The organism is Anoxybacillus sp. J5B_2022 (assembly GCF_026847645.1).
GTDB lineage: Bacteria > Bacillota > Bacilli > Bacillales > Anoxybacillaceae > Anoxybacteroides.
Genome location: NZ_JAPSMC010000030.1, coordinates 26269 through 35527, shown reverse-complemented (window position 1 = coordinate 35527; position 9259 = coordinate 26269). Strand labels below are relative to the sequence as shown.

The window sequence follows — 9259 nt, the reverse complement described above, 5'->3', positions numbered from 1 at the left end:
CAGTTATTTATCGTACTGGAAGTGGAAACGGCACTAATTTAACTCCAAGACCAAAAGATGTTAGTGGGCTATCCTATACTACAGTAAAGCCTTTATCTGGACCATATACAGCAACTACTATTGAGGCCATTAATGCAACAGGAAAACTAGTAGCAATAAAAGATGGTAAAACTCATGTGTCAGTGAGACCAGTAAATATGAAGAAAATGCAGGGATGGATAAACTCAAGGGAAAATGCTAATACTAGACCACATGAATATACAAAATTATTGCAGGCCCTTTCTGTGAAAGTTAAATAGTAGGAGATGAATTTTAATGGAACTTAGTGAAGTTAAAAGATTGATGAAAAACTTGAGTTGGAATATGCCCCAAGAAGTTCAACTATCTGCAATAAGGGAGTTAACAACAATTGATGATGAATACACTCCTTTGTTAATACAAGATACCGAGAAGCATTGTTGGGAGAATGCGGTTAAAGTTTTAAATAAAATTGGATACCCACGAAATAGGCTGGCGATACCCTGCTTAATAGAGTTAATGCAAGATATGAATTGGCCTGGTGTCCCTACAGCGATAGAGATATTGAAGAGTATAGATAAAAGTGTGATAGTTCCACATATAGAGGCTTCGCTAATAAAAGCAGCTGAGGATGACGATCGCATGTGGATAGGGGGAATTCAGAGACTTATAGATATATTACAAATTTCTGAATCAGACTTTCATGATAAGGAAGTATATAAGTTATTAAAATTATCGGATTGGTAAACCAAGAAATTAGGAGCGGGCACTTGTCTTTTATGAAATAATATTGTATAGAATCCCCCAACTGCGTAAAATGCAGCTGGGGGTGTTTTATAGGATGAGTATCTGTCACTTGGTTTATGTGACGAAGCGGGTGCCAATAAAAAATGGTAGTGCAATATATATGGGCCGCCTAGTGATGATGACGAAAGGCGGAGTCATTTACTATTTCGGTCTTCCATACTTTTTGCCAGCCTGCCTCTGTTTTTTCAATGCAATCGCTCCGAATTTGGAGCGGGAAGGCGGTTCGCCCGCTTGAAGTTGGAATGTCGCCACGATTTGGTTGCGCCCGTCTTGATCAAAATCATACAGCTCGATCGATTCGGGATCTGCAAGAACAGTGTTGGGTGGTATAAACTTTTTCGCTATTTCGATCCACTCATCGCGGGCCAAAGCATGAATGGACTGCAAGGAGAAGAGCCCTGCGAAAAGCAAAAAGCGAGCCGTTTTTTCATCTTGTTCCTCCGTTATCCGGTTTTTGAAGTTATGATTCCGGATTAGCGGCGGCATTTATACATGAAAACAGCGGCTCATCCCGGCAACATGCCGGACTTATGCAGCGCGGTGGAAAGCAGAAGAGCAGCGATCAAAGCGGGAATCGATATTGGCGAACAGTGCCTGGCACTGTTCGATAATATTTTGTGTCTAGATCATCAACAATCAATGCAACATGTTGTTTAAATCAAAAAGGCGTCCCCATAGGAGAACGCCTTAACAAACGATTTTATTTGTTTAATAACTTAATAAATTCACGCATAAACGCTGGTAAATCTGGCCATGCATGAGCGGATACGAAATTGTTATCAACATGAGTTGGCTCAGATACATAGTTGGCGCCAATTGCTTCTACACCTGGCTTGCAGGCAATGTATGCGGTCATGCTGCGTCCTTTCACGACATCAGGAATGGTTTCTAATACAAGTGAAGCATGGCAAATCGCCGCAACTGGTTTGTTCGCTTCAAAGAAATGGCGTACAATTTTTGGCAAGTTTTCATCGAGGCGGATATATTCTGGCGCACGTCCTCCCGGAATAACGAGTGCATCGTACTGTGTCGGATCGATTTCTGCAAACGATGCATGCGCATCAATGAGATAGCCTGGCTTTTCTACAAAAGTATCCCAATCAGCGAAATCGTGGACAACTGTATGCAGTTTCTTTTTCTTCGGAGCAGCGATTGTAACATCAAAACCTTCCTCTAACAAACGGTAATACGGATAATAAATCTCCAAAGCTTCCACTGCATCTCCTGTAACAATTAATACTTTTTTGCTCATATGAACAACCTCCTTCACTACTATGATATATCTATAGAAAGAATTTTAACAAACAAAGTGTACTGTCACTATTTGAATTGATCAAGGATTCCTAGTTTTTTGAATTCGGACTTTTGAAATTAAATGGATACGACGTCAGTACATTAAATGCTTAAAAGAGGTACCGTATGTTTTGTTTCAAGATTTTCAACCATTTCATACCAAGCCTTTGGTTTGTTTGATAAGACAGAATAATAACGTTTCAAAAACTTCACAACAAGCTCCGCTGGAAGTTCATTTACGTTATCATCCATTGGAAGGAAACAAAGGTCGAGTCCGGTTACGGCCTCTCCATCATTGTTCCAGGATGGATGAACATAAGGGAAATCAAGACGCTTATAACCAAGATGAGACAATACTTCACGGCGGACATATGGATCCATCGGTTTAATTCCGCCAAATTCATAATGTTCCACCCGATAAGGATCATAAATTTCCGCAAACATGCCAAATAACTGCTTTCCGTTTGCTGCGGCCCAAGCGTTCAAATCTTCTAGCCTCTTTTGCGCTAAAAATCGGCCGATGCCAAGTCCTGCTTGGCCAATGATCGTGAAGTCTGTCATTGCGACATTTAAATCTTCATAATAGCGGTACTCTGTCGCACCTACGACATTCCCTTCGTGAACAGCAACACACACACGAATTCCCGGATCTTCAAGAGGCTCTTTCCAAAGATCGAATGCTAATACTTCTTCAGGAGGAAATACCTCTTGCATCAATTCGTGCATTTTTTTAAACAAAGGGTCCTCAATACTCGTAATTCTCCGATATTCCATGTTCATCATTCTCCTTGTTAAGATTTTGCTGTACAAAAAGGATTTTTCCATTCCATCAGCGCTGCGTAGTTACAAGACTCTTCATCCTCTAAATAGTTCGCCACCACTTGAACAGGGGTACGGCCGCAGCGAAGCAGGAAAGTGATAACAGGGTCTTTTAATTCACCTTTGACGACTGCTTCGAGGTATTGTTCTGCCGTCATCTCATCAGCTTTTTTATGATAGCCGGGCATTCTTCCTCCGCCTAACAGACGTTCTAATCCCAATTGAACGACGACTTCATACATGGATAACATTAGCCATTTTCCTAATCCTAATTTACGATAAGCAGGGCGCACGCCAATATCAACGACATAAAGCGTATTTCCATTTGGATTATGGTTACAAATATATCCATTATCTGTGATCTCTTCCCATGTATGTTCCGGATGGCTAGGATCAAAGTCAACAATTAATCCTGTCATTGATCCCGCAATTTCACCATCAACCTCCACACATAAGGCACCCTCTGGAAAGAGCGTAACATGATTTTTCAATTGTTCCGTGTTCCACCATAACTCAGAGGGGAATGGTGGCGGGAAACTTTCCTGTTGGATGCGGATTAAGCCAGGAAAGTCTTTTTCTTCATAATTTCGGATCACTGCTGGAACAGGTCGGTCTTGATCAAAGACGTAAAATTCTTTTCGATACATTCTTCCCCCTCCTTGTAGAGCAGCTTATTTCCAATCCGGATAGAGATCTGTACGGCGATCACGCCATGTAGTAACCGATCCTCTTTCACGAACTTGGTATAATAATTCTAAATCAAGATCAGCGGTTACAACCATATCATGATTGATTTCTCCTTCGACTAAGATGCCGCGCGGAGGAAATGGAATATCGTTCGGTGTAATCACCGCCGCTTGCCCAAAATTCGCCCTCATAAAATCAACCGTAGGAAGGGAACCAACCGTACCAGTGGTAACGACATAGACTTGATTTTCGATTGCTCTCGCATGGCTTGTGTAACGGACACGATGGAATCCATGGCGATCATCGGTGCAAGAAGGACAGAAAATAACATCCGCACCTTTCGCTTTAGCCATGCGAACGATCTCTGGAAATTCGATGTCATAGCAGGTCAACATCGCAATCGTTCCTTTTTCAGTCTCGAACACTTGTAGGCCATCGCCAGGTGACATGTTCCATTCCTTTACTTCCGTAGGCGTAATATGAAGCTTTGCCTGCTCTGCGACTCTTCCGTCTGGGTAGAACAAATGAGCAACGTTGTACAATCGGTCGCCTTTACGAATGACATGTGTTCCTCCAATAATATGCATCTTTGTTTTCTTGGCTAAATCTATAAATAAAGACCGATATTGTTCAGTAAAATCAGGAAGCTCTTGAATCGTCAAAGGCTGTCCTTGTTCATTGCCAATCGACATGAGCTGAGTTGTAAAAAATTCTGGGAATAAAACAAAATCTGCATCAAATTCTTGAGCTGTTTTAACATAATGCTCGACTTGATTAGCAAATTCCTCAAAAGAATTGATAGTATGGAGATGATATTGAACCGCTGAGACTCTTAGCTTCATAAAGTCTCCTCCTTTCTTGACATAAAAAATTATACCTATTCATGTTATGATAGGTGATACCGTTATTATAAGTGAAAAAATTTTGCTCTATTCATGTTATGAATGACAGGTGATAATGTTATTATAAAGTACATCATCAACTTTACCAAGTACATACTTTTACGTAATATAGTGTGAAAAAGTATACTATATGAATGATCAACGTACATGCGGAAAAACCAACGGGAAGCGATCTGCCCGTTGGTTTTTTAGTGTTTGATTTGCTTATCATTTTCGTTGCTTTTTTGTTAATCGCTATCTTGAAGGGAGGGATCTCTACAAATTGCGCGTCAATAAAAACGCATAATAATAAAAGAAAGTTTGTTTTGAACCTTTAATTTAATATAGAGAGAGTTTTTACTTGACGGACTCATGGATTTTTACTTGGTCTTTCACAACAGTCTCCATGTAGTTTTTGCCCCATTCATACATAGCATCGAGAATCGGCATTAGACTTTTCCCATATTCGGTCAGTGAATATTCCACTTTTGGCGGAACAACGGGATAGACTTTGCGATGAACAATGAGGTCTTCTTCCAGCTCCCGCAATTGGTTAACAAGCATTCTTTGGGTAATGCCTGGCATGAGAGCCTTCAGTTCACCAAATCGCTTCGTCCCCCCTTTTCCTAGATGCCATAAAATAAGCATTTTCCATTTACCCCCGATGACAGCGAGCGTCAATTCTTTTTCACAGTTATATACCTTACCACAAACACGTCCCATTTCTTTCACCTCCGTATCTATTATAACCGATAGTATACATTTTATCACTATGTGCTAAAAGTGCATATACTTACAAACAAACATTATACACATTTAAGTACTTCGTTTCCACAAATAATAGTTAGTGTTTTTTCCTCATGGGTAAAGGTTCATTATGAATATGTCCCATTCATCGTATCTCTTTGTTCATTATAACATTAGGTATATTTTTATATACTATATTGTATTTTTATCACTACATGATAATAAAGTTCGTACTTTTAGAAATATGTTATACCGATTATACTAGCGTCTGTACAACAAATCATAAGCACGGGAGGGAACAGCATAAACCGTTTTACAAACTACAATCGGAGAAAGCCCATGCAGGGTGCAGCCCGTCTTTAGACATGGATGAACCGATTGCTTTGACGTAGTCAAAGATGGTATACTACTTGATAGAGAAGAAAAGTCTAGCGTCTTGAATCGGGCGCACAGGGCGCAAAGCACCATAAAGGTGTTTGCCCATGAAAGTCTTGCGGAACAAGGGTGAGTGCTACGTGTAGGCGTACGAGAAGCTCTTTAGTACGCAAGAACCCCGCGACTTTAGTCGTCGGGAGATTCAGAGGTAAAGTGGTAGCCGCTCTACGCAACGAGTTTGGCGGACATGCCGTGGAAAAAATGAGAAAAAATAAATAGTTGTAAGCACTTGAAACATCTCCATCGAATTGTTTAAACCAAAGAAAAAACACTTGAGCTACCTGTTCCTGCACTCTACAGGAGGCAGGTAGCTTCATTTTTATTGAATTCGAGTGTTTATAGAACCTTCTTCCATTTATACGTCCAAAACCGCTCAGTTTTTAGCCATGCTAACGCATCTCCGCCTCGTTTGGAAGCGGCTTTCATCAGCCCTTCCGTTTGGGAGCGGTGCGCTTGGATTGCGGCCATTTTTTTGTCAATGACCGAGCTGACATCGCGGACAATGTCCGGTTTTCCGAGCTCTTGTTCACAGTTTTTCGCGAAAGCGACGCAATGCACGGTCGGGCGTTTTTCTTTCGGAAGCCGTTCGACAGCGCGAATAACGGCTGCCCCGCACGCGTCATGGTCGGGATGAACGCTGTAGCCGGGATAAAACGTAATGATCAGCGACGGATTTGTTTCGGCGATGATCGCACCGATGCGGTCGGAAAGCAGTTCCTCATCTTCAAATTCAATCGTTTTGTCACGGAAGCCTAATAGACGCAAATCTTTAATGCCAATGATTTTGCACGCATCTTCCAGTTCTTTTTTGCGGATGAGCGGCAGCGTTTCCCGATTGGCAAACGGCGGTTTCCCCATGTTTCGTCCCATTTCCCCGAGCGTGAGGCAAGCGTATGTGATTGGTGTACCATTTTCCGCGTGTAACGCTAATGTTCCGGAAACACCGAACGCTTCATCATCAGGATGAGGAAAAACGACTAATATATGTCTTTCCACATTGATTCCCTCCTTAAAACGGCTCATAGCTTAACTGTAACGCCACAGCCAGCTTTCCTTCGTAATCGTGTCCGGCCAACAACAATTGTCCTTTATCGGTCACTTCCCAATCAGTTAAGCCCTCTGCATACACCCAGCCAAAATCCAACCTCAACCCGACGCGGTAAGGTCCTTTTCCGACAATTTTCCCGCGGCTAAAACGAATGCGACCATTACGAATGTATGCCCCTGCCGAAAAAAATCTTTCATTATGGTGCGACGCATACGCTCCGTTTGTCGTTTCTAAATGCAAATACACATCTTGATTAGCAAAGCGGTTCAGCGCCGTCTGCACTTCTTCCACGCGAATCGGTTGCACGAAAACCCCTCCCTCGAACGTCGTTTTTCCTTATTGTACATGAAAACGGTACGGAAAAGGAAATATTTCGTTTGGCGAATTTTTTAGTATAATAGAAACGGACAGGCGAAAACGTAGCTTCATTGTTTGGAAACTTGCACCGAAACAAAAAAAGAGGTGAGGAACGATGCGTTTTCAAAGAAGCGGTGTAACGTTTTTAAACATAGATGGCACGTACGTTTCGCAGCAACGGCTTCTCCGTGTTCCGCATGAATGGATTGATTTAGCGGATATAAAGCATACGAATTTGTATTGTGAAGAGCATTCATTGCAAGAAATAGAACGGCGCATTCAGTACCGTAACTGCACAGGACTCACCTTTATTGGCAGCGGAAACTATCATTATGTGTCCTATTTGCTCATGAAACAGATGAACGAGCCGTTTACGCTTGTTTTGTTTGACAACCATACCGATATTGGAGCTAGAGGAGAAACGATGATTTCTTGCGGCTCGTGGGTTTCTTACGCTTTGAACATCCCGTTTTTAGAAAAAGTGATTATTGTAGGACCGTTGCAACGGTCGCATCCTCATCTTGCTGAAAACATCACGATCTTTCCAACGTTACATTCTCCGAAACTTCTTTTATCACATATAACAACTGAGCGTGTATATATTAGCATTGACAAAGATGTCCTTTGTCGAAACGACGCCGTTACGAACTGGGAGCAAGGAACGATGACCCTTTCGTTTTTGCTTCGTTGTTTACAACAATTATTGGTTTATAAACACGTAGTGGGAATGGATGTGTGCGGCGAATATCCGCAAGCTTCGACGGATATATTCCATCCGATGAGCCGCGAAGCAAACCGGAAAAATGAATATGCAAACCTTTGCATTGCGGAAACGTATTTGCGACATACGCTACACCACCCACGTCTAGCGTGAATAAGAAAAGCGGAAGCGACTGTTCAGTTGCGATGGGCAAATGTCCTTCACCCGCAGAGGTGCTTGACATCTCGAGGGGAAGGTTATTTGACCCCGAACAGCTACGAGCCGGAGCTAGACAGTGATTCAGAGAAATTTCCTACCGTAAAAAAAGCCCGGTTTTTTTCATAAAGAATCCGGGCGCTTCTTCTAATAAATGATGCGAAACGTTTTCTCATTAGGGAGAGGTGCTATGTATTCTGTTTCAATCTTGGTCACTCTAGCGAACGGAGAGCCTTGCTCGATTTTATCTATAAACATCTGGATCCGTTCATCCGTTCCTTGTACTTCCAATTCTACCGTCCCATCGTCCTTATTTTTTACCCAACCGGTTAAGTCCCACTTTAGCGCTTCGCCCTGCGTATAGTAGCGAAAGCCGACACCTTGAACGCGACCATGAACAACAACATGTAACCGCCTCATAGCTATCCTCCTCATATTATCCTATACCCAATCATACAACAATATGGGGAGGTTTGCCTATTCTAAACAAAAAGGGCTGATCTATTTCAGCCCTTTTGTGTAACGATTTGTTGATTCACTTTTTCCTGCACGAGCTCTTCAAGAAGCGGGTGATAGCCTAAATAACGGCACAATATCCATTGATGTTTGGACTTAGGCAAAGCGCGAAGCTGGGCTTCGATTTTTTTCATTAATATACCGGTAAACAGCAAATAAGGAACGATGAAAATCGTTTCATATGAAGAATCGCTTGCTTTTTGTAAGCTGTCTGCAAGCGATGGTTGGGCGGCAGCGAGAAAGCAAACATCGACCGCAGGGATATTTGCTTTTTGTTGCAGGCGTTTTGCGATCGCTTCCATATCTCGCTTAGTATCTGGATCGCTGCTACCACGGCCAACGAGCAATACCATCGAGCGATTATCAATTGGAATCGCTTGTTCGGTAATTCGTTCCATGAGGATGTCGATCATTTTGCCATTGACGCCAAATGGGTCGCTTACCGCAAACTTTAGATGCGGATAGCGTTGTTTTGCTTTTTGAATGGCGTTTGGAATATCAAATTTCGCATGTCCAGCCGCTAGTAATAAAACAGGGAGAACGATGATATGTGTTGCCCCTTTTTGTACGCAGCGGTCGATGCCTGCTTTGATATTCGGTTCGGCATGTTCAATAAAGCAAATTTCTTGAATGGGACAAGGAACTTTTATTTTACAGCGCTCAATAAATGAGTTTGCTTCTTCACAAGCTTTCGCGACGCGGCTTCCGTGGCAAACATATAAAACAGCTTGCATA

The 9259-nt window shown here is 42.2% G+C and carries 14 protein-coding genes; 4 read left to right on the top strand and 10 right to left on the bottom strand.

Annotated features, from left to right (window positions below; genetic code table 11):
- Together M4I42_RS09930 and M4I42_RS09925 are read left to right on the top strand one after the other, a co-directional pair.
- Positions 1–299, top strand: a 299-nt coding sequence (locus M4I42_RS09930; RefSeq protein ID WP_268852011.1) for a hypothetical protein, incomplete at its 5' end; no start/stop codon positions are given.
- A 16-nt stretch (positions 300–315) separates the two neighbouring features.
- Positions 316–765, top strand: coding sequence for a DUF5071 domain-containing protein (locus M4I42_RS09925; RefSeq protein WP_052023561.1), 450 nt, complete (start codon positions 316–318; stop codon positions 763–765).
- 201 nt (positions 766–966) lie between these two features.
- Here M4I42_RS09925 and M4I42_RS09920 read toward each other — a convergent pair whose 3' ends face one another.
- Complete coding sequence (locus M4I42_RS09920; protein WP_152619623.1) at positions 967–1212, bottom strand: hypothetical protein; 246 nt, start codon at positions 1210–1212, stop codon at positions 967–969.
- Positions 1213–1317: 105 nt separating this feature from the next.
- Between M4I42_RS09920 and M4I42_RS09915 the strand changes: the two genes are divergently transcribed.
- Positions 1318–1482, top strand: a complete 165-nt coding sequence (locus M4I42_RS09915; RefSeq protein ID WP_178378773.1) for a hypothetical protein — start codon at positions 1318–1320, stop codon at positions 1480–1482.
- 43 nt (positions 1483–1525) lie between these two features.
- Here M4I42_RS09915 and M4I42_RS09910 read toward each other — a convergent pair whose 3' ends face one another.
- The 7 genes from M4I42_RS09910 to M4I42_RS09880 all read right to left on the bottom strand — a co-directional run bounded on the left by M4I42_RS09910 (position 1526) and on the right by M4I42_RS09880 (position 7041).
- The gene (locus tag M4I42_RS09910; RefSeq protein WP_268852010.1) at positions 1526–2077 is read right to left on the bottom strand and encodes a DJ-1/PfpI family protein; all 552 of its coding nucleotides are present in this window, start codon (positions 2075–2077) and stop codon (positions 1526–1528) included.
- Positions 2078–2220: 143 nt separating this feature from the next.
- Entirely contained in the window at positions 2221–2892 is a 672-nt protein-coding gene (locus M4I42_RS09905) for a GNAT family N-acetyltransferase (RefSeq protein WP_268852009.1), read from the bottom strand.
- Between the two features lie 17 nt (positions 2893–2909).
- Entirely contained in the window at positions 2910–3584 is a 675-nt protein-coding gene (locus tag M4I42_RS09900) for a GNAT family N-acetyltransferase (RefSeq protein WP_268852008.1), read from the bottom strand.
- A gap of 24 nt (positions 3585–3608) precedes the next feature.
- Entirely contained in the window at positions 3609–4466 is an 858-nt protein-coding gene (locus M4I42_RS09895) for a carbon-nitrogen hydrolase family protein (protein ID WP_268852007.1), read from the bottom strand.
- A 396-nt stretch (positions 4467–4862) separates the two neighbouring features.
- Positions 4863–5228 carry a winged helix-turn-helix transcriptional regulator gene (locus M4I42_RS09890; protein WP_268852006.1) on the bottom strand — a complete coding sequence of 122 codons (366 nt, stop codon included), beginning with the start codon at positions 5226–5228 and terminating at the stop codon, positions 4863–4865.
- Positions 5229–6023: 795 nt separating this feature from the next.
- Positions 6024–6710: a bacillithiol biosynthesis deacetylase BshB2 gene (gene bshB2, locus M4I42_RS09885; RefSeq protein WP_442864100.1), complete on the bottom strand. Its 687-nt coding sequence runs from the start codon at positions 6708–6710 to the stop codon at positions 6024–6026.
- Positions 6697–7041, bottom strand: a complete 345-nt coding sequence (locus tag M4I42_RS09880; protein ID WP_268852005.1) for a YojF family protein — start codon at positions 7039–7041, stop codon at positions 6697–6699. Before M4I42_RS09880 ends, bshB2 begins: the two co-directional genes overlap by 14 nt.
- Before the next feature lie 166 nt (positions 7042–7207).
- On the opposite strand from M4I42_RS09880, the gene M4I42_RS09875 reads away from it, so the two are divergent.
- The gene (locus tag M4I42_RS09875; RefSeq protein WP_268852004.1) at positions 7208–7966 is read left to right on the top strand and encodes an arginase family protein; all 759 of its coding nucleotides are present in this window, start codon (positions 7208–7210) and stop codon (positions 7964–7966) included.
- 189 nt (positions 7967–8155) lie between these two features.
- Here the strand turns inward: M4I42_RS09875 and M4I42_RS09870 are convergent, their stop codons facing one another.
- Complete coding sequence (locus M4I42_RS09870; RefSeq protein WP_268852003.1) at positions 8156–8428, bottom strand: acylphosphatase; 273 nt, start codon at positions 8426–8428, stop codon at positions 8156–8158.
- A gap of 86 nt (positions 8429–8514) precedes the next feature.
- Positions 8515–9258: a sirohydrochlorin chelatase gene (locus tag M4I42_RS09865; RefSeq protein ID WP_268852002.1), complete on the bottom strand. Its 744-nt coding sequence runs from the start codon at positions 9256–9258 to the stop codon at positions 8515–8517.
- Position 9259: the final 1 nt, after the last annotated feature.

Coding starts and splice junctions, on each gene's coding strand:
- M4I42_RS09925 (WP_052023561.1), top strand. CDS start 316: ATGGAACTTAGTGAAGTTAAAAGATTGATGAAAAACTTGAGTTGGAAT.
- M4I42_RS09915 (WP_178378773.1), top strand. CDS start 1,318: ATGAAAACAGCGGCTCATCCCGGCAACATGCCGGACTTATGCAGCGCG.
- M4I42_RS09910 (WP_268852010.1), bottom strand. CDS start 2,077: ATGAGCAAAAAAGTATTAATTGTTACAGGAGATGCAGTGGAAGCTTTG.
- M4I42_RS09905 (WP_268852009.1), bottom strand. CDS start 2,892: ATGGAATATCGGAGAATTACGAGTATTGAGGACCCTTTGTTTAAAAAA.
- M4I42_RS09900 (WP_268852008.1), bottom strand. CDS start 3,584: ATGTATCGAAAAGAATTTTACGTCTTTGATCAAGACCGACCTGTTCCA.
- M4I42_RS09895 (WP_268852007.1), bottom strand. CDS start 4,466: ATGAAGCTAAGAGTCTCAGCGGTTCAATATCATCTCCATACTATCAAT.
- M4I42_RS09890 (WP_268852006.1), bottom strand. CDS start 5,228: ATGGGACGTGTTTGTGGTAAGGTATATAACTGTGAAAAAGAATTGACG.
- bshB2 (WP_442864100.1), bottom strand. CDS start 6,710: ATGAGCCGTTTTAAGGAGGGAATCAATGTGGAAAGACATATATTAGTC.
- M4I42_RS09875 (WP_268852004.1), top strand. CDS start 7,208: ATGCGTTTTCAAAGAAGCGGTGTAACGTTTTTAAACATAGATGGCACG.
- M4I42_RS09870 (WP_268852003.1), bottom strand. CDS start 8,428: ATGAGGCGGTTACATGTTGTTGTTCATGGTCGCGTTCAAGGTGTCGGC.
- M4I42_RS09865 (WP_268852002.1), bottom strand. CDS start 9,258: ATGCAAGCTGTTTTATATGTTTGCCACGGAAGCCGCGTCGCGAAAGCT.